General features: G+C 34.8%; 24 protein-coding genes and 1 tRNA gene. 20 read left to right on the top strand and 5 right to left on the bottom strand.

What is annotated here, in order from left to right:
- The first annotated feature begins 13 nt into the window (after positions 1 to 13).
- The 11 genes from G9F71_RS07695 to G9F71_RS07745 all read left to right on the top strand — a co-directional run bounded on the left by G9F71_RS07695 (position 14) and on the right by G9F71_RS07745 (position 7,781).
- Entirely contained in the window at positions 14 to 319 is a 306-nt protein-coding gene (locus G9F71_RS07695; protein ID WP_124997675.1) for a BMC domain-containing protein, read from the top strand.
- Entirely contained in the window at positions 313 to 576 is a 264-nt protein-coding gene (locus G9F71_RS07700; protein WP_124997677.1) for a EutN/CcmL family microcompartment protein, read from the top strand. The genes G9F71_RS07695 and G9F71_RS07700 overlap by 7 nt, the downstream gene beginning before the upstream one ends.
- A gap of 108 nt (positions 577 to 684) precedes the next feature.
- On the top strand, positions 685 to 2,013 hold the full coding sequence (locus tag G9F71_RS07705) for a 4Fe-4S dicluster domain-containing protein (protein ID WP_164951423.1): 1,329 nt from the start codon (positions 685 to 687) through the stop codon (positions 2,011 to 2,013).
- A gap of 1 nt (position 2,014) precedes the next feature.
- Positions 2,015 to 2,563 carry a BMC domain-containing protein gene (locus G9F71_RS07710; RefSeq protein WP_124997681.1) on the top strand — a complete coding sequence of 183 codons (549 nt, stop codon included), beginning with the start codon at positions 2,015 to 2,017 and terminating at the stop codon, positions 2,561 to 2,563.
- Positions 2,564 to 2,600: 37 nt separating this feature from the next.
- The gene (locus G9F71_RS07715; protein ID WP_164951395.1) at positions 2,601 to 3,311 is read left to right on the top strand and encodes a cupin domain-containing protein; all 711 of its coding nucleotides are present in this window, start codon (positions 2,601 to 2,603) and stop codon (positions 3,309 to 3,311) included.
- Positions 3,312 to 3,343: 32 nt separating this feature from the next.
- Positions 3,344 to 4,000, top strand: coding sequence for a BMC domain-containing protein (locus G9F71_RS07720; RefSeq protein ID WP_164944935.1), 657 nt, complete (start codon positions 3,344 to 3,346; stop codon positions 3,998 to 4,000).
- Between the two features lie 68 nt (positions 4,001 to 4,068).
- Entirely contained in the window at positions 4,069 to 5,604 is a 1,536-nt protein-coding gene (locus tag G9F71_RS07725; RefSeq protein WP_164951396.1) for an acetaldehyde dehydrogenase (acetylating), read from the top strand.
- A 1-nt stretch (position 5,605) separates the two neighbouring features.
- Positions 5,606 to 6,256 (top strand): phosphate propanoyltransferase, encoded by a 651-nt coding sequence (locus G9F71_RS07730; RefSeq protein ID WP_124997688.1) that lies wholly within the window; start codon positions 5,606 to 5,608, stop codon positions 6,254 to 6,256.
- A 27-nt stretch (positions 6,257 to 6,283) separates the two neighbouring features.
- A complete protein-coding gene (eutM, locus tag G9F71_RS07735) occupies positions 6,284 to 6,583 on the top strand; it encodes an ethanolamine utilization microcompartment protein EutM (protein WP_124997690.1) in 300 nt (99 codons plus the stop codon).
- Positions 6,584 to 6,665: 82 nt separating this feature from the next.
- Entirely contained in the window at positions 6,666 to 6,965 is a 300-nt protein-coding gene (gene eutM / locus G9F71_RS07740; RefSeq protein WP_164944933.1) for an ethanolamine utilization microcompartment protein EutM, read from the top strand.
- 162 nt (positions 6,966 to 7,127) lie between these two features.
- Positions 7,128 to 7,781 (top strand): heterodisulfide reductase-related iron-sulfur binding cluster, encoded by a 654-nt coding sequence (locus G9F71_RS07745; protein WP_164951397.1) that lies wholly within the window; start codon positions 7,128 to 7,130, stop codon positions 7,779 to 7,781.
- Positions 7,782 to 7,936: 155 nt separating this feature from the next.
- On the opposite strand, the gene G9F71_RS07750 is transcribed toward G9F71_RS07745, so the two are convergent.
- The 3 genes from G9F71_RS07750 to G9F71_RS07760 all read right to left on the bottom strand — a co-directional run bounded on the left by G9F71_RS07750 (position 7,937) and on the right by G9F71_RS07760 (position 11,285).
- Positions 7,937 to 8,707 carry a helix-turn-helix domain-containing protein gene (locus G9F71_RS07750; protein ID WP_164951398.1) on the bottom strand — a complete coding sequence of 257 codons (771 nt, stop codon included), beginning with the start codon at positions 8,705 to 8,707 and terminating at the stop codon, positions 7,937 to 7,939.
- Positions 8,704 to 9,903, bottom strand: a complete 1,200-nt coding sequence (locus G9F71_RS07755; protein ID WP_164951399.1) for a sensor histidine kinase — start codon at positions 9,901 to 9,903, stop codon at positions 8,704 to 8,706. Before G9F71_RS07755 ends, G9F71_RS07750 begins: the two co-directional genes overlap by 4 nt.
- A gap of 242 nt (positions 9,904 to 10,145) precedes the next feature.
- Positions 10,146 to 11,285: a 1-propanol dehydrogenase PduQ gene (locus tag G9F71_RS07760; RefSeq protein ID WP_187353499.1), complete on the bottom strand. Its 1,140-nt coding sequence runs from the start codon at positions 11,283 to 11,285 to the stop codon at positions 10,146 to 10,148.
- A 297-nt stretch (positions 11,286 to 11,582) separates the two neighbouring features.
- Here G9F71_RS07760 and G9F71_RS07765 point away from each other — a divergent pair, with 297 nt between their 5' ends.
- The 7 genes from G9F71_RS07765 to G9F71_RS07795 all read left to right on the top strand — a co-directional run bounded on the left by G9F71_RS07765 (position 11,583) and on the right by G9F71_RS07795 (position 18,209).
- The gene (locus G9F71_RS07765) at positions 11,583 to 12,497 is read left to right on the top strand and encodes a phosphotransferase (RefSeq protein WP_164951400.1); all 915 of its coding nucleotides are present in this window, start codon (positions 11,583 to 11,585) and stop codon (positions 12,495 to 12,497) included.
- A gap of 483 nt (positions 12,498 to 12,980) precedes the next feature.
- Entirely contained in the window at positions 12,981 to 14,072 is a 1,092-nt protein-coding gene (locus tag G9F71_RS07770; protein ID WP_164951401.1) for a hypothetical protein, read from the top strand.
- 1 nt (position 14,073) lies between these two features.
- Positions 14,074 to 14,340, top strand: coding sequence for a hypothetical protein (locus G9F71_RS07775; RefSeq protein ID WP_164951402.1), 267 nt, complete (start codon positions 14,074 to 14,076; stop codon positions 14,338 to 14,340).
- A 392-nt stretch (positions 14,341 to 14,732) separates the two neighbouring features.
- Entirely contained in the window at positions 14,733 to 16,820 is a 2,088-nt protein-coding gene (locus tag G9F71_RS07780; RefSeq protein ID WP_164951403.1) for a methyl-accepting chemotaxis protein, read from the top strand.
- Positions 16,821 to 17,020: 200 nt separating this feature from the next.
- The gene (locus tag G9F71_RS07785) at positions 17,021 to 17,404 is read left to right on the top strand and encodes a hypothetical protein (RefSeq protein WP_164951404.1); all 384 of its coding nucleotides are present in this window, start codon (positions 17,021 to 17,023) and stop codon (positions 17,402 to 17,404) included.
- Positions 17,397 to 18,011 carry a DedA family protein gene (locus tag G9F71_RS07790; protein ID WP_164951405.1) on the top strand — a complete coding sequence of 205 codons (615 nt, stop codon included), beginning with the start codon at positions 17,397 to 17,399 and terminating at the stop codon, positions 18,009 to 18,011. Before G9F71_RS07785 ends, G9F71_RS07790 begins: the two co-directional genes overlap by 8 nt.
- Positions 18,012 to 18,117: 106 nt before the next feature.
- Positions 18,118 to 18,209, top strand: a tRNA-Ser gene (locus G9F71_RS07795).
- 241 nt (positions 18,210 to 18,450) lie between these two features.
- On the opposite strand, the gene G9F71_RS07800 is transcribed toward G9F71_RS07795, so the two are convergent.
- Complete coding sequence (locus G9F71_RS07800; RefSeq protein ID WP_164951406.1) at positions 18,451 to 19,728, bottom strand: sensor histidine kinase; 1,278 nt, start codon at positions 19,726 to 19,728, stop codon at positions 18,451 to 18,453.
- 8 nt (positions 19,729 to 19,736) lie between these two features.
- Entirely contained in the window at positions 19,737 to 20,450 is a 714-nt protein-coding gene (locus tag G9F71_RS07805) for a LytR/AlgR family response regulator transcription factor (protein WP_164951407.1), read from the bottom strand.
- Between the two features lie 336 nt (positions 20,451 to 20,786).
- Between G9F71_RS07805 and G9F71_RS07810 the strand changes: the two genes are divergently transcribed.
- Both G9F71_RS07810 and G9F71_RS07815 read left to right on the top strand, forming a co-directional pair.
- A complete protein-coding gene (locus tag G9F71_RS07810) occupies positions 20,787 to 21,539 on the top strand; it encodes an ABC transporter ATP-binding protein (RefSeq protein ID WP_164951408.1) in 753 nt (250 codons plus the stop codon).
- Entirely contained in the window at positions 21,529 to 23,577 is a 2,049-nt protein-coding gene (locus G9F71_RS07815; protein WP_164951409.1) for an FtsX-like permease family protein, read from the top strand. Before G9F71_RS07810 ends, G9F71_RS07815 begins: the two co-directional genes overlap by 11 nt.
- The last annotated feature ends 483 nt before the right edge of the window (positions 23,578 to 24,060 follow it).

A 24,060-nucleotide genomic window follows, 5' to 3' on the forward strand; every position in this document is an offset into this window, starting at 1 on the left:
GGCGATTTTAGATATGGAGTTTCGAATTATTAAATCACCGACAGTTGGTACTGTAGATATTCTTATGCGGCGAATGGGGCCGGGTGTGGACAAAAACAGGATTTGTGTTGATGCAGTTGGTCTTGTGCAGGGAAGAATGATAGAGATGATTTGCGCAGCGGACATTGCTGAAAAGGCGGTTGGTGTCACAGTAGAAGATATCAGAGGAAGTTGTCCGCAGAACATGATAATGATTGCGATTTTTGGCGATACTGCATCTGTTGAATCTGCAATCCAAGAGATTAAGCAGCAGCTTAAAAAGGAGAAAGATTTATGTTAACAGCAAAACTGATTGATAGCATATGGGCAACAAGAAAAGCAGAATCACTTAATGGACTAAAGTTTATGCTAGCAGAAGTAATTGGCGGTAGTAGTGCCGGCGAGCGTTTGATTGTTGTAGATATTATCGGTGCCGGTATTGGAGATAGGGTTATTGTAAGCACTGGCTCATCGGCTCGCCGAATGCTAGGTAATGATGATATCCCAGTTGATGCGGTTGTTGTGGGAATCATTGATGATGATTGCAATTTCAGATAAATTCAGGAGGCAAAACAATTAATAATTGTTTTGTGCTTACTAGGAATACAGAAGGGAATAACAATTGATAATTGTTATGTGCCCCAGAGAATAACAGGAGGGGTAAGAATGAGTCTTCTTGATATGGTGAGAGAAGCCGGTGTTATTGGTGCAGGGGGTGCAGGGTTCCCTACCCATGTAAAACTAGCATCAAAATCGGAATATATACTTCTTAACGGAGCTGAATGTGAACCTCTGCTTCGGGTGGATCAGCAGTTGATGAAACTATTTCCCGATGAGGTAATTAAAGGATTTGAAGCAGCAGGAAGATTGGTTTCTGCAAGCAAAGCTATTATAGGTATTAAAGGAAAGCATAAAGAAGGAATTTCTATTCTGCGAGAGAGAATTAAGGCATTGCAGGTAGGTGACTTCGTTGAGGTGAAAGAGCTTCCAGATGTTTATCCTGTAGGTGATGAGCAAGTTTTGGTTTATGAATTGACAGGTAGAGTTGTTCCTGAAATGGGTATCCCAATTCAGGTTGGATGTGTAGTAGTCAATACAGAAACGGCATTAAATATTTACAATGCTTCCCTGGGGCAGTCAGTTACAGAAAAATATATCACAGTTGCAGGAGATATACCTAAAAGCTTGACTGTAAAAGTGCCAGTAGGCACACCTATTATAGATGTGCTAAAGCTGAGTGGTATAGAAAATTTTGATGATTATGCAGTTATTGATGGTGGTCCTATGATGGGTCCTGTCATGAGTAATATAGATGGATATGTTACAAAGAAAAATAAGGGATTTGTAATTTTGAAAAAGCAGCATTCTCTGATTCGCAAGAAATCTATGAACTTAGAGCAGGCAAGAAGAGTGAATAGGGCTTCTTGTGAGCAGTGCCGTATGTGTACGGATATGTGTCCTCGCTATCTTCTTGGACATAATGTACAGCCACATAAGATGATGAGAGCTTTAAATTATGCATTAACGGATGTTGAAGGCCAAAAGGTTTCACAGTTATGTTGTCAGTGTAATTTATGTGAATTATTCTCATGCCCGGTAGGATTATATCCGAAATCTGCAAATGTTTATTTTAAAGAAAAATTGGCCCAGCAGAATATAAGGTACAAGCCCATGCAATCAGAATTCGTTTCTCGCAAAAGCCGTGAGTATCGTTTGGTTCCAAGTAAGCGTATTGTCGCTAGACTGGGTTTGAATGATTTTGACAAGCCAGCGCTTATGACGAAAGTTGAAATAAAACCTGAATTGGTACGTATTGCAACAAGACAGCATGTAGGGGCACCTGCAGTGACCGTTGTTTCTACTGGCGATCATGTGCAGCTGGGACAGCTAATCGGCAAAATTCCTGAAGATAATTTGGGGGCTACAATTCATGCTAGCATTTCAGGAACGGTTGTAGAGTGTGGAAATGATTTTATTACGATAAGGAGGGACTGATATGTCGAAAGCAATAGGTATGGTTGAATTTACAAGTATTGCACGAGGTATATATGTAGCAGATCAGATGCTGAAAATTTCTGATGTGGAAATAGTAACAGCTAGTTCTGTTTGCCCCGGTAAGTATATAGTTATTGTTGAGGGCGATGTTGCATCAGTTCAAGATTCCGTAAGTATTGGTGAGCGGTTAGCAGAAGAATTTTTGGTTGATTCTATTGTTATACCAAATGTCAGCCCGTTAGTATTCCCAGCAATCACAGGTGCAACTATGCCAGATGAAATTCAGGCACTAGGAATTATGGAGTCTTTCTCCCTTTCAACCATGGTTATCGCTGCTGATGCAATCTTGAAAGCAGCGGAATTACAGCCCATAGAGCTCCGGTTGGGAAATGGACTAGGCGGTAAGTCATTCTTTACTTTCACCGGCGATGTGGCTGCGGTTGAAACCGGTATTGAAACAGGAAAGGCTATTGCAAAAGAAAAAGGACTGCTTGTAAATGCAGAAGTTATAGCTTCGCCTTCAGGCAGACTGTTGTCATCTTTGTTCTAATATATGAGAACTTATATTTATGAAAGGATGTGAAGGAATGAAAAAATTGATTTGTGTAAAAGATGTTGAGAATGTGGAAAAGAAGGGTCAAAAAGTATTTTATATTGATAGTAATACAATTATTACGCCATCAGCCAAAGACGCAGCGAAAGCTTGTGGAATAGAGTTTTCTACGGAGACCCCTGTATGCGCGGTAAAGACTTCCGAAGCTAATGTTTGTGAGGTAAAGAATTCCCAGGCGCAGGCTTGTGCGGCGAAAAATTCTTGTGAAGAAATAGCTTCATCACTGGCAAAAGCCAGTGATGGTGGAATCGACACAGATATGATTTATAAGGTATTCAAAGCTATGATGGATAAAGGGCTTTTAAACGGAATCCTTGATTCTTTTTCTAATAAGCCATATATTGCTGAGGTTGATCCTTGTGGTTTAAAGGTAGTTCGTGGAAGTTCGGTAAAGATGGAAGTTCTTGATACTGGAAACCCTAGCGACAAAGTATTTTATCAGGAAATCATCAATATTGATGATGGTTGTAAAATGAATGCAGGGGTTATTACAATTGAAGGTTGCAGCTTCGACTGGGAAACCGCTTGCCAAGAGCTATACTATGTTATAGAAGGTACACTTACAGTAACAGTGGATGGAAAGATTTACACTGCACATTCAGGTGATTCAGTATTCTTCCCTAAGGGAGCTAAATTAGCATTTGGTTCACCTGACAAGATGAAAGCATTCTATGCTACATATTAGAACGCTTGACTAAAGTTAAGGAGGGTTAGGAAATGCAGGCACTTGGGTTAATTGAAACAATAGGACTCGTTGCAGCTATTGAGAGTGCAGATGCTATGCTTAAGGCGGCAAATGTGAATCTCTTGGAAAAGACATATGTAGGCGGAGGTCTTGTTACCATTGTTGTAACTGGAGATGTGGGTGCTGTGAAAGCAGCTGTAGAGGCTGGCTGCGCGGCAGTTAGAAAAATAAACAGCACATCCCTAGTTTCAGAGCATGTGATTCCTCGCCCACATGAGGATTTGGAAAACATAATTATACCGCAAGCACCGCTGAAAGATGGAGAAATGTCAACTGCAGAGGCAACAAAAACTGAATCCGAAGCTGAAATAATTGAAGAAGACACTGCAGATGTTGAAGTTGAAGATTTAGTAGTGAAAGATTTAAAAATTACGGAATTCGATGCAGAAAAAACAACTGCTTCTTTGCAAAGGGATTTAAGTGAGATACCTAATAAGGAAGCTGTAGATAAGATGGTACTTGAATATGGTTTGGAAGAAACAATTGAGATTCTGAGCAAGTTTAAGGTTATAGAACTTCGAAATCTAGCTCGTGAATATAAGAACTTTGGTATTGCGGGAAGGTCGGTTTCTAAGGCAAATAAGAGGTTGCTACTTACAAAATTCAGAGAGTATTACGGAAATAATTAACACAGTTATAACAATTATAAAAATATATCATGAAAATTTTACAAGAAAAAGAATGGAGGAATTATAAGATGGAAAATTTCGATAAGGATTTACGATCTATACAAGAGGCAAGAAATCTTGCAAGACTCGGAAAAATCGCAACAGAACAGATAGCTGATTATACTCAGGAACAAATAGATAAGATTTTGTGCAATATGGTTAGAGTAGCAGAAGAAAATGTGGTTTGTTTAGCTAAGATGGCCGTGGAAGAAACTGGTTTTGGAAAAGTTGAGGATAAGGCTTATAAAAACCATATGGCTTCCACTATTGTGTATAATGCTATCAAAGATATGAAGACTATTGGTGTGATTAGTGAAAATGTGGCTGATAGGGTAACTGATATTGCAGAGCCAGTTGGACTAATTATGGGTATTGTACCTTCTACAAATCCAACATCAACTGCTATTTACAAAGCAATAATTGCAATTAAATCACGTAATGCAATTGTATTTTCACCACATCCTGCTGCATTAAAATGTACACTGAAGGCTATAACTCTTATGAATGATGCTGCAGTAGCTGCAGGAGCTCCTGCCAATATTATTAGCGGTATGTCTACGCTATCTGTAGGGGCTACAAATGAGTTAATGAAATGTAGTGAGGTTTCTATGATAATTGCAACTGGAGGCCCTGGAATGGTAAAGGCCGCTTATAGTGCGGGCAAGCCTGCATTGGGTGTTGGTGCTGGAAACTCACCAGCTTACATTGAGAGAAGTGCTAATGTTGCGCAAGCAGTTAAAAATATTATTGCAAGTAAGACTTTTGACTATGGTACCATTTGTGCATCCGAACAGTCTATTATTGTTGAAGAATGCAATCATGATCAGGTAGTATCTGAATTTAAGAAGCAGGGCGGCTATTTTATGACGTCAGAAGAAACTGCAAAAGTTTGTGGACTACTGTTTAAGAATGGTGGGCATAGCATGAGTGCCAAGTTCGTAGGCAAGTCTCCTCAGGTTATTGCAACAGCTGCTGGAATTTCAATTCCAGAAGGAACAAAGGTTCTAATAGGTGAGCAGCAAGGTGTTGGTGATGCTTATCCACTATCCTTCGAAAAATTGACAACTGTACTTGCTTTCTATACAGTTAGAGATTGGCATGAGGCATGTGACCTCAGTATCAAACTGCTTCAAAATGGTATAGGACACACTATGAGCATTCATACAGAGGATAAAGGTATTGTAATGAAGTTTGCTAAAAAACCAGCAGCTCGTATTTTGGTTAATACTGGTGGAACTCAAGGAGGTACTGGTTTAAGCACAGGACTTTTACCTGCATTTACACTAGGTTGCGGTACATGGGGAGGAAGTTCTGTTTCTGAAAATGTTGGTCCGATGCATTTGATTAATATCAAGAGAGTTGCATATGGCATTAAGGATTGTAGTACATTAGCTTCCGAAGATCCTACATTCAACCATCCTGAACTATCTTCCAGTTATGTTAAGCAAGGCGTAGGATGCGGTACAAGTCCTGACTCATATGCATCGAAGGACGCTTCTACTGATAATGAAAAACTTTTGAAGTTGGTAAGCGATCTAGTAAATGCAATGAAGGGAGCTAACTAAAATGGATAACTATGAAACTGCCCTGAAGCTTTTGCTAGAGGCTGTTCAGTCTAATATGTCTTCTAGTGACGTGAAAGGGGATATGTATGAAATTCCAGTAGGAGTTTCTAATCGCCATATTCACATCTCTCAAGCTGATTTGAACAGTCTGTTCGGGGAAGGTTATCAACTTACTAAGAGTAAAGATTTGTCACAACTCGGACAGTATGCATGTAAGGAAACAGTAACAATATGCGGTCCAAAGGGTGCCATTGAGAAAGTTAGAATTCTTGGTCCAGTGCGTAGTAAATCGCAGATAGAAGTTCTGACAGGAGATTCCTTCAAGCTTGGTGTAGTTTCACAGGCAAGGCTATCAGGTGATTTACAAGGAACACCTGGAATTACGCTAATTGGTCCGAAGGGATCTATTCAGACTACAGAAGGTCTGATTGTTGCACAGAGGCATATTCACATGACACCTGAAGATGCGAAGCGTTTCGGCGTGCATGACGGACAGTCAGTGAGTATTGAAATTAGTGGCCCGCGCGGGGGCATTTACAATAATGTTGCCGTTAGAGCAAATGACGCTTCGGCTTTAGAATGTCATATTGACACAGAAGAAGCAAATGCTATGAATCTTAATTCCTTATCAAAAATTAAAATTGTAAAATAAAAAATAAAAAATTAGGAGGAAATAAAAATGAAATATGATGCATTAGGAATGATCGAAACAAAGGGTTTAGTTGGGGCTATTGAAGCTGCAGATGCAATGGTTAAAGCAGCAAATGTTTATCTAGTTGGTAAAGAATTTGTTGGTGGTGGTCTAGTAACAGTAATGGTAAGAGGTGACGTTGGTGCTGTAAAGGCAGCAACTGATGCAGGAGCTGCGGCTGCACAACGTGTTGGAGAATTGATTTCTGTTCATGTTATCCCTCGTCCACACGTTGAAGTTGAAGGTATTCTTCCTAAAATGTTAAAGAGGGAAGAAGATATAAAATAGATTAGTCGGCATGAGAATAATTCATATAAATTATAGATAACAACTTCAAAAATAAAAAATAAAAAATTAGGAGGAAATAAAAATGAAATATGATGCATTAGGAATGATCGAAACAAAGGGTTTAGTTGGGGCTATTGAAGCTGCAGATGCGATGGTTAAAGCAGCAAATGTTTATCTAGTTGGTAAAGAATTTGTTGGTGGTGGTCTAGTAACAGTAATGGTAAGAGGTGACGTTGGTGCTGTAAAGGCGGCAACTGATGCAGGAGCTGCGGCAGCGCAACGTGTTGGAGAATTGATTTCTGTTCATGTTATCCCTCGTCCACATGCTGAAGTTGAAGCTATTCTTCCTAAAACTCTAAAGATAGAAGAAGAAGCAAAATAGATTGCATGTTGCCATTTAAGCAAATAATGGTTGATTATTAAATGTAGGGTTGTTGCACAACTAAAAAATATTTAGGGTGTAACAGCCCTAATTTTTTTGTTAAAACTAAAATGCGGCTTTCCAAACTACCGACATAAGTCAACACTAAAGGAGGGCAAAATTATGAATCAAGTATTTGCACCAGGCTGCACTTTGATGTTATACAAACCGAAGCTTGTAGATAAACTTAAAATGATTATAGTCTCAGAGTTTGGCGAGATGCCCACACTTTTGACTTGCTGCTTTCACGATCCTAAATTGGATCAGGGTACACGAGTAATTACTGTATGTTCAGCTTGTGACAAAAGTTATAGAGAACTATATGAAGGAATCAGGGCGGTATTATTTTGGGAGGTACTGGCTGATAGTGTGACTTTTAATTTCCCTGACTATAAAGGCGTAGAAATGGCTATACAAGATACTTGTTACAGTCGCAAAGAGGAAAGATATCTGAACGCCATTCGTAAATTGTTAGCGAGAATGAATATAAAAGTTATTGAGCCTAAATTAACAGGGTCCAAAGCAATTTGTTGTGGGGACCATTTTTATGGAAAGCTACCTGTAGAACAAGTCAATGAGCTGATGAAAAAACGTGCACAGCAAATGCCTTGTGAGGAAGTTGTGGTCTCTTGTGTTTCCTGCATCAAATCCATGTACATTGGGGGAAAAAAACCACGATTTATTATTGATTTGTTGTTTAGAGAAGATACACTAACAGATAATTATGAAACTCAGAGTTGGCACAAACAAATGGAAGCCTTTATTGAGGCACATTAAAAATTTAAATGATTGTAAAGATATGTGACTGGAATGCATGAGGTAGACATAAATATACTAAAGTGTAGAGCAGTTTAAAAAAATATATTTAAAATCCACAACTAAGGCTTATACAAACCTTGGTTGTGGATTTTAAATATATTAACACCGCAAGTTTAATCCGACGGTTTTGACGCACATATATGTTTTCTATACTTATTGGGAGTCATGTTCATTTTCGCACAGAATACTCTGTTAAAGTAAGACGGATCCGAGAAGCCACATTCAATTGAAATCCGGTAAGCGGGATAATTAGTTGTCTCGAGCAATCTGCAAGCATATTGAATTTTTAAATTAATTACATATTCTGTAAATGCGACACCCATTTCTTTTTTAAAAACATGGCTGAAATATTTTGGATTCATAAACGCCTTAGATGCAACTATTTCCAAAGTCAATCTTTCTCTGAAATGCTCTTTAATATATTTTATGGATTCTTCGATAAAGTTATGAAGGTATTCCTTGGGCTCTGTGCTTTTTTCTTCAGGCGCAGCCTCCACCAGCACAGGACATTCGGCTACCGAGTCCAACATTTTGTGAAAAATATGTTTGAAGGCGTTGGGCTTGATGGGCTTTAATTGGTATTCGAAAACCCTAAGTCTAATAGCTTTCTGTGCATAGGGAAAGTCGGAGTAAGCGGACAAAACGGTGATACACACGTTAGGCAGAAATTTTCTGATCTCCGCAATGGCACTCAGACCATCCATTTCAGGAATCATTACATCCATTATGATAATGTTCGGTCGATACTGCTTTGCTAGTTTGACGGCCTGAACCCCGCTTTCGCAGGTCAGTAGCCTATCTTCGGTGGAAAGATCCTCCAGTACAACTGTTTTGAGGAACTCTTGTTCAAGCATTTCATCTTCCACAATTAAGACTACAATCATAGCGATACCCCCCCAACAGGGTGGGTAGGAATAGTTATGGTAACGGTACTTCCGCTATAGTCAGATTTTACTATTGTAAGTCCGTATTGTTCTCCGTAATATCGTTTTAGACGTTTGTCTGTATTCCAGAACCCTAGACCTGATTTATTTTCAGACTGTTGTATGTTCTGCAAAACATCCTTTGGAAAACCGTTTCCATTATCCATAATGGAAATAACGATTTCGTTTTTATATTCTTCAGCATAAATACTGATTTTACCTCCGTCCCGTTTTGGAGTGATACCGTGGATAAGAGCATTTTCAACAATAGGTTGGATAACCATGTTGGGGATTCTGTAAGACTTAATATTTTCAGGGATATCGCTGTCATATACCAGACGATTTTTAAATCTTACCTTCTGGATATACAGATATTTCTTAATGTTGTCAATTTCGGCACCAATGGTGTGAAGCTGGTCATCTTGTTTTAAATTGTACCGCAGTAAATCGGAAAGGCAATAGATAAGTTCCTCCGTTTTAGAATGCTCAAAATATGCAATGCGGGCGATACAGTTCAAGGTATTAAACAAAAAATGGGGATTCACCATCAGGGACATGTTTTTAGCTTCTAAATCGATGATCTTTTTCTCCAGTATGTCCTTTTCAATGGACAGCCTTACCGCATCTAGATCGGCATGACTTACGCTTTCGGATAAGTCAAGAGAAATATTTTTGGCAATGTGGCCACACAATTGCTCATGTACTTTAATTTTATTTGATTCCACGGTTTTCAGTGAGAGAATTGATTTGGCTATAAACTCCAATTCAGGAGTTTTATCCCTTTGGAGGGACTGGACATCAATCATGAGTTTTTGATATTCATTACCCTCCAAATATGTTTGTACACCGCCTATATAACCCAAAATTTTATCCTGCACCTTTATGGGAAAGAGGATGTTTTCAAGCCCGTATCGGCAGACAAATCTATCCTCACCGCTGGGCTTTAGCCGGCATTTGTAGTCCGGGCATACCCCACCTTTATTTTCCTGGCATATATAGGTACAAAAATCCGGGGATGGAATAAACTCAAACAAAATATCTCCATTTGTATCTACTAAAAATAGGGAGAGATCTGAGAGAGATAAAATACTCATGTAGCGGGTATATAAAATATTGGAGGCTATTAATTTTTTCAGCAGATTATTAGTTTTATTCATGCTTATAGCACTCCTTTTCTGCCATGTAATTTATATTCAAAAGAAAAAAATGTTGAAGTTCTATGGGCTTAAAAGTCTCTTTCGAATCTGATTATGGCTTATTAATTATTATAATGTACAATAGTATAAAAGTAAACAATCAACGATATGTTTTTTCGACGAATTTCGTCAAAAAAAGAGGCTAAAACTCAGGTTTTAGCCTTTTTTTATTCTATCTCATTCTTTATGATTTTGGAAACTTATTAATAGCATTTTTGATAGATATTAATAAGGTCTTCCTTAGAAGGCTGCCTTGGATTAGTTGGTGTACAACGATCCAGCATGGCTGTTTCGGCCATATGCGAAAGCGATTTTTCAAACTCACTTTGATCAACTCCAAGCGCACGAAGATTATCTTCGACCCCCAGAGCTTTTTTAAGTCTACCTACAGCCTGAATGAAATTCACAGCTCCTTCACGGTGCGTTCGGGCTGGAAGCTGCAGAACCATTGCTAGTTTTGCATACCTTTCCGTAGCATAACCGTTGGCACTTCCCCTTAAGTCGGCGTTATATTCCATCACCGCATTAAGCATAAGCGCATTGGATCGACCGTGAGCAATGTGAAAAGTAGCGCCAATTGCGTGGGCTAAACTGTGATTTATGCCAAGATTCGAATTTGTAAATGCCATTCCTGCCATGCAGGAAGCGTTTTGAACACGATCTCTCGCATCGGAATCCTTCACGTCCTTGTAAAGCTTCTCAATGTTCTCGAAGATCAGTTTTACTGCTTTTTCTGCAAGAGCGTCTGTAAAGTCAGTTGCGTTTGTGGAAACATAGGCTTCGATGGCATGAACCAGAACATCTATGCCAGTATCCACAACCACACGCTGTGGAACATGCTGAATACAGGTAGAGTCAAGTATGGCGATATCTGGTGCGATAAACTCATCTACTATGCATACCTTTTCCTTACCGGAAGTAATAACGGCAAAGTCCGTTACTTCTGAGCCCGTTCCACTTGTGGAGGGAATTGCAATAAACAGCGGTTTTTTCATTTCACGACCAGCTGCGCTTTTAAGCTTCCAGGAAAAATACAGAATTCCCTTGGCAGTATCAATGGCAGAGCCTCCGCCCATTGCAACTAGTACATCTGCATCACTTTCTTCGTATAACTTAAGCCCCTCCGCAATTACATTGACATCCGGATCAGGGCGCACCCCTGAAAAAACAACGGAGCTTATTCCCGCCTTGCTTAGGTAATCTACGACATTTTGAAGATATCCCAACTTTTCCATTATGGAATCCGAGACAATAAATGCTCGGGAGCCAGTAATTTGTTCTAAAACCTGTATGGATTGCTTATTAAAATAAACCTTGGATTTCAGTTTAAAAGTGTCTTCCATGATTTGTACCTCCTATATCTTTGCTACTACAGTAAGACTTATTTCCAGTAACTAAAATGACTGATAATATATGATAGCATACAAAACAATTAGTTTATTGCAGATTCAATATATAGTTTTAGCACTATTGTATCCAGTTAAAAGGAAACATTGTACAATATTGCTTTTCTTGAACAATAGCTACTTTAAAGCTGTGATTTTTTCATTTCTTCTTTTTTGATATAGAAATGTGCTATAATAATAATATATTCAATATTTATAAAATAATAAATTAATATATGTGTGGTGGAATTATTAATGGAAATGGAAGAATTAGTACAAAAAAAACTGCGTCTCGTCTTTAATGACGATAGCATTATATTCGATAAATCCCGTTTTGCAGGCGGACTTACCAATTACAACTACTTTATGAATATCAAGGGAACTGAATATGTTGTACGGCAACCGGGTGGCATGACCAATAAGATGATTGATCGAAAAATTGAAAAGATCAACAATCTCATGGCCTCGGAGTTTGGTCTGAATTGTGATTGTGTTTATTTTGATGATGTAAGTGGTATTAAAATCAGCGTATGCATTAAGAACAGCAAAAACATTGCCCTTATTGATCCATGCTGCATCGCGAACTTGAGAGCTGTTTCTGGTCTGCTGAAAAAAACCCACTCCAGCCCAAAGAATTTTCCTAATTCCTTTGATTGGCAAACGGAGCTTAATAAATACGAACAGATTATTCAAGACCTTAACGGCGGTTTTTTCTTTGACTACTCTACACTTAAAAAAGAATTGGTTGATTTTATGCAAAAAAATATTAAAAATACAATTTCTGTACCTTGTCATAATGACACAGTGCCTGAAAACTTTGTTGTGGATGACAATGGCAGAACTTACCTTGTAGATTGGGAATATTCTGGAATGAACGATCCAAGCTGGGATGTGGCTGCTTATATCCTTGAATCTAGACTTACCGAAGAGGCAATTCAATATTTTCTTTTGGACTACTATGGCCAATTTCTGACGCCAGGAGAAATATTAAAAATAAAATGCTACATGGTAGCCCAGGATTTGCTTTGGATGGTATGGGCCATGATTAGACACTACAGTGGCGACGATTTTCTCGACTACTGTAGTGCTAGATATGAACGCTTTCAGAAGAATGTCAAGGCAATTACGGTTTCAGGAGATTGCTCTATTGCCGATATGGTAAAGAATTAGGAAGCTATAAGGGTTGGTAGAGAAAGTGTTTTTGATGTTTGAAGTGCACCCCATAAATTAAATGGACACAACTAAAAAAGAGTTGTGTCCATTCAATTTATGGGGTGTTTTTATGGTAAATAAACCATAATTTTCTCTTATGGTGCCTTGATTTGAACTATTAGTGCAATAAAGTAACGATAGTACAAAAACTTCAAAAAACTGGCGGATATAATGCAGTAAAAAATTGCACTTTATGCCATGAAAAAATCTCTTATTAAGTTATATTAGTAGGGGGCGTGTAAGCTGGGGCCGGCATTCGTTGTTAGGGAAAACGGTTTCTAATTTCCCTCTAAGTAAGGGTAAATTTTAAGGAGATTAAAGTTGCATAAAACTCTGCAAGAAATTTCTAATGACTGTGTTAAGAAAAAGGGTCATTATAAATTATAAATTACAATTTAATGATAATATACTAAAAATATTTAAAAGAAGGGGGTTTTGTTTATGAGCGAAGTGACAGGAACAGTTAGTGCATCGGCAATTGCTGCTAAAAAGAAGCTATCATCACAATTTTACAAAAAGGGTATATCAATCGCTTTATTCTCAGGTCTTATGTATGGATTTTATTCAGCATTTTTGACATTAGGTATGTCTAAGGGGGTTTGGGGTGATTGGTATGGTACTAACACGGCTGGTTTATCAGCTTTTGCTATTACATATTTACTAGGTGCACTTGGTAGTGCAGTAAATGATACTTGTAGTGCTGTTTGGGCATTACTTTATGCAGGGGTTAAAGGTAAACTTGGAGATTTCTTTAGATGTATTAATACTACTCCAGGTCGAGTGATGATTTTAGCGGCTCTTATAGGAGGTCCTATTTCCAGCACAGCTTATGTTGTTGGTCTTCAGATGGCTGGTTCAATAGTTATTCCTATTACTGCCCTTTGTCCAGCTATTGGTGCTATTTTAGGTAAAATATTATTCAAACAAAAATTAAACAAGCGTATGATGGTAGGCATTGGTATTTGTGTTCTTGCTAGTTTTATGATTGGTAGCACAAGTATTGGTGGAGATGCACCAAAAGGTAGGTTCTTGGGTGTTTGTATTGCTTTCATCGCTGCTCTTGGTTGGGGCTTTGAGGGTTGCGTAGCTGGTTACGGTACATCTATGATTGACTCTGAGATTGGTATTACTATCCGTCAGACAATATCAGGTCTTTCAAACTTAATTATTTTAATTCCTATTTTTGGTATAATGGCAGGTGGCGTTAAGATTTCAAATGGACTTGTTGTTCAGGCGTTTACAAGTGGTCCTGCTATGATTTGGTTTGCTGTAAGTGGTCTTTGCGCATTCGTTTCGTATATGAGTTGGTATAGGGGTAACAGTATGTGTGGTGCCGCTCTCGGTATGGCGTGTAATGGTACATACTCATTCTGGGGACCGTTCTGTTGTTGGATTATACTTGGCGTATTTAGCGGTATGAAAGGTTGGTCATTACCTCCTATCGCTTGGATGGCTGCTGTATTAATGATGGTTGGTATCTTAGTAATTTCTATGAATCCAATGGACTTGTTTAGAAAAAAGGAGGTAAATTAGTATGAAAGCTCTTAACTATGCTATTTTAAAACATTTCACAAAAGTTAAAGAAGCTTGCGCTGAAGACGTTATTGAAGCTCTAAAAGGCGAATATGCTAATTTCAAAGCGTTTAAAAGAAATGATGTAATCGCAGCTTTAATGACAGCTGAAGCTAATGGCCTTCTTGAAGAAACAAGATTTAATATGGATAAGGCAGGTGCCTTAAGAGTTTACTATCATGCAAACGAAGAAGGTGCAGCTACAATTAATAAATACATTAAAGATTAATAATCAGGTAAAGAGCTAGGGGTAAATTGGATATAAAACCAATTTGCCCCTAGCTCTTTTTAGTTCAACGTATGTAAATTCTAATGCTAGATTTTCAACCTCTATTACTAGCTTAACTTATGATTCGCTAATTTTACCTATAGATTCCTTTTTTTCTATTGACTTTGCTAAAATTTTTATTCCATTTTTATCCTCCGATGTAGTATAATTTTACATGACATAGAATCATTCCCTCTCCGTATATTTTTATCCATAGAACTATATCGGCGAAATGGTTCTATTCTTTTACATTATTTTGTAAGGGTAGTTTGAAACACGTAATATAATCAAGCATTGTATTTTGTCGAACTATATTCAAAGGATAATTTAATTATTTTAAGGAGGGGATTTTAGTGAAAAATAAAATTAGCACTAAAATAGTTATTGCAATAGTGAGTTGTTCAATTTTAGTATCAGCAATTGTGGGAATTACAAGTATTTTTAAATCCACAAGCATAATTAAACATGAAGCCACAGAGAAACTATTAGACATAGCTTCTAGTAAAGGGAATGAATACACAATACAAACTACAAAGGTAGAAAACACTGTAAAGGAGTTATCTGGACTAGTTTTAGGCACAATAGAAGTTTCTAAGGTTAAAGACCCAAGCTACATGAATACATACGAAAAACAGTTAAGTCGTTTAATGAAGAGTTTAGGGGCCAGCAATAATGGGCTTGTAGGGATGTATATGACTTTTGATTCTAAATTTACAGATGGAAGTAAAATTTACGAGGTATTTTATGAATACGACGAGCAGAAAAAACAAAGCGAGATGGCTATTGATGATGAGAGTTTAGATGACTTTAAGGAAAGCAATGTGGATATGAATTGGTATTACAGCCCAATTAAGGCTAAACTAGGAGTATGGTCAAAACCTTATATAGACTCAATAAGTAAGATAAATATGATATCCTATACCATGCCTGTATATGCTAATAATGAATTAGTTGGAGTTGTAGGTATTGATATTTCTTTTGAAAGTTTGAGAAAGATGATTTTAAATACAAAGATATATGACACTGGTTCTGCATTTTTGCTAGATAAGGATTATAGTTTTATAGTTGATGTAAGCAAAAAAGCTACTGAAAAATTAGATACCTTAGAAAATGGAAAATATAAATTTATAACTGCTGAATTAAGTAATAAGAAATCAATGGCGTTAGAGACAACCTTTGAAGGACGTAAACAGATGATGGGTTATTACACTTTGAATAATGGCCAAATTATGGGAGTGAAGGTTCCTAGCTCAGAGGTGTTCAAGAATTTAAAAAATTTAATAGGTCTTATTATTTTAATTATAGCTCTAGGAATTATAATTTCAATAATTATTGCATTAGTTATCGGAAGAAGAATATCTAGACCAATAGAAGTTGCAACAAGTTTTATAGGTAAACTAGCTAAGCTAGACTTAACCTATAATGACAAGAATCTTAATCAAATGCTATCAAGCAAAGATGAAATAGGCGTTATGGCAAATAGCTTAATGAAACTAAGGGAAGAATTAATAAAGGTTATTGATGAACTAAAGAAGGATTCTGCTGATGTATTACAATATTCAAATACTATTTCTGTAAGCGCGGAGGAAACAACATCTTCTATTACTGTTGTGGCGCAAACTGTTGAAGCGTTAGCTAGGGGAGCTGTTAACCAAGCAAGAGAGGCTCAGGATGGTTCATATAAATTAAATGTACTTGCCGGTGAGATAGACGAAGTTGTGTTTAGTATTACTAGTCTTAAAGAATATTCAATAGAAATGGAAAAAATGCAAGAGAAGGGTAGTAAAGCAATTAAAGAACTTAATGTAAAGCTCGGATTAAATGTACAAGCTACTGAAAAGGTTGCGAGTAATATAGATGGATTATCAAACAAATCAAGCTTGATAGGGGAAATTATAAGTACCATTCAAGCTATTGCAAGGCAGACAAATCTATTAGCTTTAAATGCGGCAATTGAATCAGCAAGGGCAGGTGAGAGCGGGAAAGGTTTTGCAGTGGTAGCAGAGGAAATTAGAAAGCTTGCAGAAAAAACAGCCACATCTACACATGAAATAGATAACATAGTAAAACAAATTCAAGATGAAATAAGTTTAGGCAAATGCAATATGGATGAAGCTAAAAATACTGTTAAAGAAGCAAATTTTGTAATGGTAACATCTACAGATGCCTTTGAGGTCATCGGGGAGGCAATATATAATACAAAGTCAAAAATACAAAGCATAGCAGCAAGCATCAATACCGTAGATAGTGGAAAAGAGGATATAGTTCGCGCTATTAAAGGAATAACTGCAATAACCGAACAAGCTGCAGCGTCAACGCAGGAAGTAGCCGCAAGTATGGAACAAGAAGAAGTTGCAATTAAAACTGTATCAGAAACCGTAGAACAATTAAAAGAATTAGTAGTTGTATTAGATAAAATTGTAGGTAAATTTACTTTGTAAATTATGTTAGTAAGTTTGCTACGTTCACAAAGCCACCCGGCATACCGATATACTTATTTGTAATTTATGGTTATTGTAACCTTAAGGTTAAAGCGTCACCTGCGGTGTTGCAATATTAACGATTTAGTTATCATTTATTGAATCTAATGGTATATTCTATTATAATATATAATACAGTATTATTAGAGTGAGGGGATTTAATGGGAAAAGATGCAAAAACGGCTATATTATCAGTTTTGATTATTATAACTACATTTATAATAATAAGACGTTTTACGGTACTATATTTTGAATTTAAAAATATTGACTTACCTACCAAAGCAAGTAGACAAATTGGAGATATGAGTACTCATAAATGGATAACAGTAAAAAAAATGTCTAAAAAATATAATATAAGTGAAGAAGAAATCTTTAAAACTCTTGAGATTGTTCCGCAGCAGGGTGATGAAAATTTATATATCAAAGACCTGGGAAAAAAATATAATAAGCCTTTAAAAGATATGAAGGATAATTTAAAGAAGATAATAGAAAGCGATAAAAACATACAAGGTAATAGAGATATAGAAGGTAAAAAACATGAGTGAATTTGGTAATTTACTAATAGAATGTTTTCGAAACTATAACATTTGGTTTTTAAGTATTATCATTGTACTTCAGTGTATAGGAATTCCAACAGGAGCATCCTTACTTGTAATGGCATCTGGAGCGTTCGCTTATGCTGGTGAATTTAATGTGGTGAGTCTCTTACTAGAAATTTGGTTTTTTTCATGGGTTGGGGATAATATTGCTTATATTATATGGAGATTTATTGGGGATAAAGTTTTAAATAGGCATTCCAGAATAAAATTTTACATTCAACCCAAAATATTTAAAGCTAAAAATTATTTAAGTAAACACGGAAGAAGCTCAGTTTTTTTTAGCAGATTTATAATATCAGCTATGGGACCGTTTATAAATGCTACAGCAGGTCTTTCGCGATATAAATTCTGGACATTTAGTTTGTTTGTCGCTTTAGGCGAATTGTTTTGGACTTGTATATACTTGGGACTAGGATATTGGTTTGGGGATTCATTTGAAACTATAATTCCTATAGTAACAGGATTTGGGCAATTCATAACTTACATAGCAATTTTAATTATTGCTCTATACTTTTTTATTAAAGTGATTAGAAACAAGAATAGTAAACACTAGTCATTATGGTTCTTGTCTTCAAAATGAATATCCTTAGCTATAATTTGAAAAATATACTTTAAATAAAATTTAAATATGTTATACTGTAAAAGGTAACTTATTATATGGAGAGATGTCCGAGTGGTCGAAGGTACCTGCCTCGAAAACAGGCGAACGGGTTATTCCGTTCCGAGAGTTCAAATCTCTCTCTCTCCGCCAAAATCAAGGGCTCCACAGATATTCTGTGGAGTTTTTTTGTGGCAAATGATGCGAATATTTAAGAAATGATAACATTCTAACTTTTATACCTTATAAAAGATAAGGATATATATATATGTAAATTATTTAGAGAGTAGCGAAAATAAAACTTGGCACATTGCACGCTATAGTTCTTGGCAAAGGCATTTTGTGCAAGAATTCACACAAGAGCAGATGGTTATTTAAATATTAGTAAAAATTCTTACAACTTTATAAAAAGTGTTATTTTAAAAGTATTATCTGTATATTCTAAATCTATATCCCCAGTATATTTGGCGACTATAGTCCTAATGATATCTATTCCATATCCATGTATTAGGTTGTTTTTTTTATTAGTGATAAATCTTAGGCCATTTACTTTTATCTGATTTATCTTTGAGTTTTCAACCTCATAAACAAAATAGCCTTTATCTGTATTTGACTTAATATTTATAAACCTAGAGTTTTTATCTTGTATTTTTGAACATGCATCTATTGCGTTATCAATAGTATTAGAGAATATGCTACATAAATCCGGTTGAGAAATATTTAATTGCTCAGGAACGCAAATATTTATGTTAACATTTATACCTAAATTAATAAACTTTTTGTGTTTGTTGTTCAAAATTGAATTTACTACTTTATTCTCACAAAATGTATGAAGTGACATAGAGCTTATACTTTCTGTCACATTGCCTAGGTAATGCCTTGCCTCTTCAATGTTCCCCTCATATAAAAATGAATTTATAACTCCTAAGTGATTTCTCATATCATGCAATATTTTCTTTGTGATATTCTGATTTTCTTCTATATCAGTATAATGTTCCATCTGCATTACTAATTGTTTATTTAATGAGTCAGCTTTGGCACCTAAAGCAATTTCCTTAATAACATAAAACGTAGCAATAATACCTAAAATATATAAAGTCATTATCAAAATGACAATGAGGTTGTAAAAGGTGGTTATCTTAAATATAAAAGGAATAATGCTAAGAACAATGGATGTAAAGGTAGCTAAAGACATAATACATATGAGTGCCCATATTTTGCTAGATAAAATTTCTTTAGCCCATAATACAACCTTATAAAGTGCAAAATATATTAAAATAAAAATCAGAACTCTTAAAGAAGTTTCAATTATGTCATTAAATTTATATTCGTAGATGGGGAAAAGAAAAGCTATTCTAGCAGCCAACATTTTCACACTTACAGATATGGTGGAAACCATGGACACGGCACAAATCTTTTTTATTTTTACGTCTTTATAAAAGATTAATCCTATAATCAAGTAGATAACAAATGCATATATAATATTTTCAATATCTCCTGACTGAAGAGGTATCATACACATAATAAATAAGCCCCAAAAGTTTAATGCAGAAAATATTTTCGAGTCTCTTTTTGTTAAAAATGCATTAAGTAATTTAAATAAAATTATTGTTTCTATAAACGAAATAATAATTAAAATAATGATTGGAATAATAACTGTAATTATCTCCATAAAGCACCCTACCTCAGTATTTGTTTTGCAAACGTTATTAAAGTCTTTTTATATCTATTTCTACTTATTGGAACGTTGTATCCAAGTGTAGTAATAGCATGATTTTGTTCAATGCTATTTATATTAGTTAGGTTTATTAAATATCTTTGGTGACAGCGTATAAAATTTCTATTAATAAGCTCTTTTTCTACATCATCAAGCTTTGAATAAAATTCATATTCCCCCTGCTTACATATTAGTCTAATAATCCTCTTATCACTAAAAAAATACACTATATCCAAAAAGTTAATTTTATAAGTTTTATCTTTAAAATTTATTATATACACATCACTCTTTATCATATCCAAACTATCAAGAGCTTCTTTAAATACCTTAGCTATTTTGTCAATTTTAAAAGGTTTTAGTATATAATTGAAGGCTCTTACGTTATAGCCTTCGAATACATATTCCATAAGTCCTGTTACAAAAATAATTATAGCAATTTTATTTGTTTTTCTGATTATTTTGGCAGTATCTATTCCAGATATCTTTTTCATTTGAATATCTAAAAATATTATATCAAATCTATATGAATTGTTGTTTATGCTATTTATAAGCTGTTCTCCGCTTTCATAATCGTTTATTTTAGCATCAAGGTTGTTTTCTTTAATCTGGCCTGTGAGAATATTTTTCAGCATATTTCTTTGTTTAAATTCGTCTTCACATATAGCAATTTGTAACATAAATGTTGTTCCTCCAATCTTTTAAGAAAAATTTTTTAAATTTCTTATATTTTCAAAAAAGCTCTTGATAAAGCTTATAAAATTTCAAAACTTCCTAATATGATGTTGATTACCAAATGACTTGTAAGGTGTTTCCAAATTTACTCTAATAATATTATAACATGATTTAACAGTAGTATTTTACAATTTATACAGTGTTGATTATGAAATTTGCACAAACATTACCAAACGTTACAAAATAACTACCAAGCGTTACAACACCTAAATTTATGAAATTGAACTTCGCATTTAAGCATGCTAATATTTCCTTATAATATAGAATGAGGAGGAGAAAAAATGTTAGAAGTAAAGAGTTTAAAGAAGACTTATGTATCAAAGGGTGGTGAATATATTGCTCTTAGGGATATTGATTTGAATGTTAATGAAGGCGAATTTGTGGCTGTTATGGGGCCGTCTGGTAGTGGTAAAACCACACTACTTAATTGTATATCAGGATTTATACATGCAGAATCGGGTCAAATTCTTTTGGATGGAGTAAATATTTTAAATATTAATGAGGATAGGCTTGCAGATGTGAGACAGAATAAATTAGGATTTGTATTTCAGGATTATATGCTGGTTAATGGACTTACAGTAATTGAAAACATATTTCTGCCACAAATTATTGCTAGTAAGGATATGAAGGAAATGATGAAAAGAACAGAAGAGCTTATGGAAAATTTCGGAATAGAAACGATAAAAACCAAATATCCTAATGAAATATCTGGTGGAGAGAAACAACGAGTAGCAATAGCGAGAGCACTTTCAAACAATCCATCCATTCTATTAGCAGATGAACCAACAGGAAACTTGGATTCTAAGTCGAGTTCATCAGTAATAGAAGCTTTTATAGATGCAAACAAAAATCTAGGAGCAACAATATTTATGGTTACTCATGATGCTTTTGCAGCATCCCGTTCAGATAGAGTAGTGGCACTAAAGGATGGACAAATTGTCAAAGAACTAGTTAGAAACACACCTCCTAGAGAGTTTTTAAATGATATTTTAAATTTCATGAAAGGAATAAATGGTGAGACTTATGACGCTTAACACTATTGTTAAAAAATTATTTAAAAATAACATAAAGGAATATGCTTTGTTTATTTCATCAATCATATTTGCAGTTGCAATGATTGGAGGATATGGAATTCTCCAATTTAGTCCAACAGTTACCAAAGTACTCATGGATGGTGGCGCAACGCAACAAATTACATTAAGCATGTTTGCCTTTACATTAATAGGAACATTTGTATTTGTAATATATGCTTATTCGCTATTTATAAGATATAGGTCAAGGGAAATAGGTGTTTTCATTTCTCTTGGAATCAGACGTAAAAATGTATGCAAAATTGTTATGAAAGAGCTGAATATAATTTTCTTAATAGCTACATTATTGGGATTACTCTTTTCAATATTAATTTCGTGGCTAAGCTGGACTATTTTAACCGTTTTTCTAAAAACAGAAGAAACAGCGTTTTCTATTGGATGGACTGGAATGGCTATTGCAATTTTATTTTCAGCCTTATGCATGATTATTACTAGAGTACTGGCTTCAAGGTATATCAAAAAGATAGATATAATAAAGATACTTAAGGCTGAAGAACAGGTTGAAAATGTTAAAGGGGATAGTTTCGTTTTGGGTTTAATTGGCGCAGTAATGATACCTGTAGGAATCATTCTATTTACTTCAAGCACTAAGCTATATTTTTTAATAACATCTTTAGTGGGGTTGTATTTATTAATAGTACAGATTACATCCATAGGTGCATTGTTTAAAAAAATTAGTCCTAGCTATTATTATAAAAACATTGTGTTTTTTAATTTGATAAAGTCAAAGGGAAAACAATATACTTTACCATTACTTGTCTCGACTATTCTAATTGGAGTTGGAATTTTCGGTGTTGCCTTTACTTCTGTTCCAATGATATCGGGTATTTTAAGTACAATTTATGTTGATCCTTATGATTATATGGTTAAAGTAGGATTTCAACAAGGAGGTTTTAATGAAAGTGATATAAAAAAATTAGCAATAGATAATAATGTTAAAATTAAGGACTTCAAGAAGTTTGATACGGTCATTTTGGGTGAGTTCTTTAAAAAATATAATGAATGGGGTCCTATTAATTTTGTAAGTGAAGAAACTGTATATAAACTTACTGGCAAAAAAATCGATATTGAGCCAGGTTCTTATATTAATATTATATCTGGTGACGAAAATAGTGATTCAAGTAAATATAGGTTACAATCTAAAGGGCCTATAACTCTACTAAATCCTACTACCAAGAAAGAATTCACTCTTAATAATAAAGGAATAAAATTTATTGATAAAATTATGAATCAAGATACACTATTTGAACGAAAAAGTTTTTACGTTATAGATACAGCTTTGTTTAATAAGTTGCGAAGCGAAATGAAAAAGGAATACATATTTACAACTTATGTATTCAATACACCAAATTGGAGGGAAACAGGTGTTTTTAGTAATGCATTATTTAATTCAATAGTTAAATCTAGCGGGGGGAAATGGTGCCCAAACTATAGTACTGGGGTTATATTTGATAGAATAAGAAAACAAATGCCAAACGAACCAGTAAATTATGAATATAAGGAGTATAAAGAAAATAACTTTAAGGCAAATAGATTGTGGGGATTTACACCATATTCAAGATATCACATACTTAATAGTGACATTTCTGATTTTGCTGTTTATTTATTGCTTACTATATATATTTCTACAATTGCCTTTGTTTCAGGAGTTATGACAATCGGCCTTAAAATATTAAATACAATGTGGCAGGATAAGTTAGTATATAAAAATATTACATTCCTCGGAGTAAGAAAAGCTAAGATAAAGTCAATCATATCAATGCAAGTTGCTTTAATATACTTTGTTCCAGTAACACTAGGAACTATTATCACTTTATTTTTATTTAAGTCAATAATGACTACTAATGCTTGGGCGTTTTCAAATGTATCATTTTTACTTGCTTGTGGATTATCATTAGTAGTAGTTTTAATCCAAGTTGGATTATTTTTTGTAATTAGAAAGCAGGCTATTAAAGAGTGTATTAATTTCATAGATGTGTAAATTAGAAAAAATGTAACAAAAATAGCTTAAACAAACAAAACACAACTAAGAAGAGGGAGAATGAGCTAGGAGATTAAAAAAATAGAATATTGCACGGTGGAGCGTATTATAGACTATTATTCGCAATATTCACAATAATTAATACAATGAATGGGTTTTGAATATTTTATTCATACCATTCTTTTTTTAATTTATTATAAAAACACTCTAAAATGTTGAGTTTATTGATGAAGTAAAACTTTAATTAGATTTAAATATAATGACATATTTAATGGAAAATTGTAATAATAGAATTAAACAAAGAATAATGTTGCAAAAAAACATTGAAATATGACGAAAAAGGTGATAATATTGGTTTATGTTATTTTAACCTGAAAATATTTAGAGTAGTCACGGAAACTAATATGTAAAACTTGAATTTGTATAGAGCCATATAGGACTATAAGTTTTATGCTAAGAGAGCAGTTAGTGATAAAAATAGTC

Source organism: Clostridium sp. FP2 (assembly GCF_011065955.2).
GTDB lineage: Bacteria > Bacillota > Clostridia > Clostridiales > Clostridiaceae > Clostridium_AD > Clostridium_AD tagluense.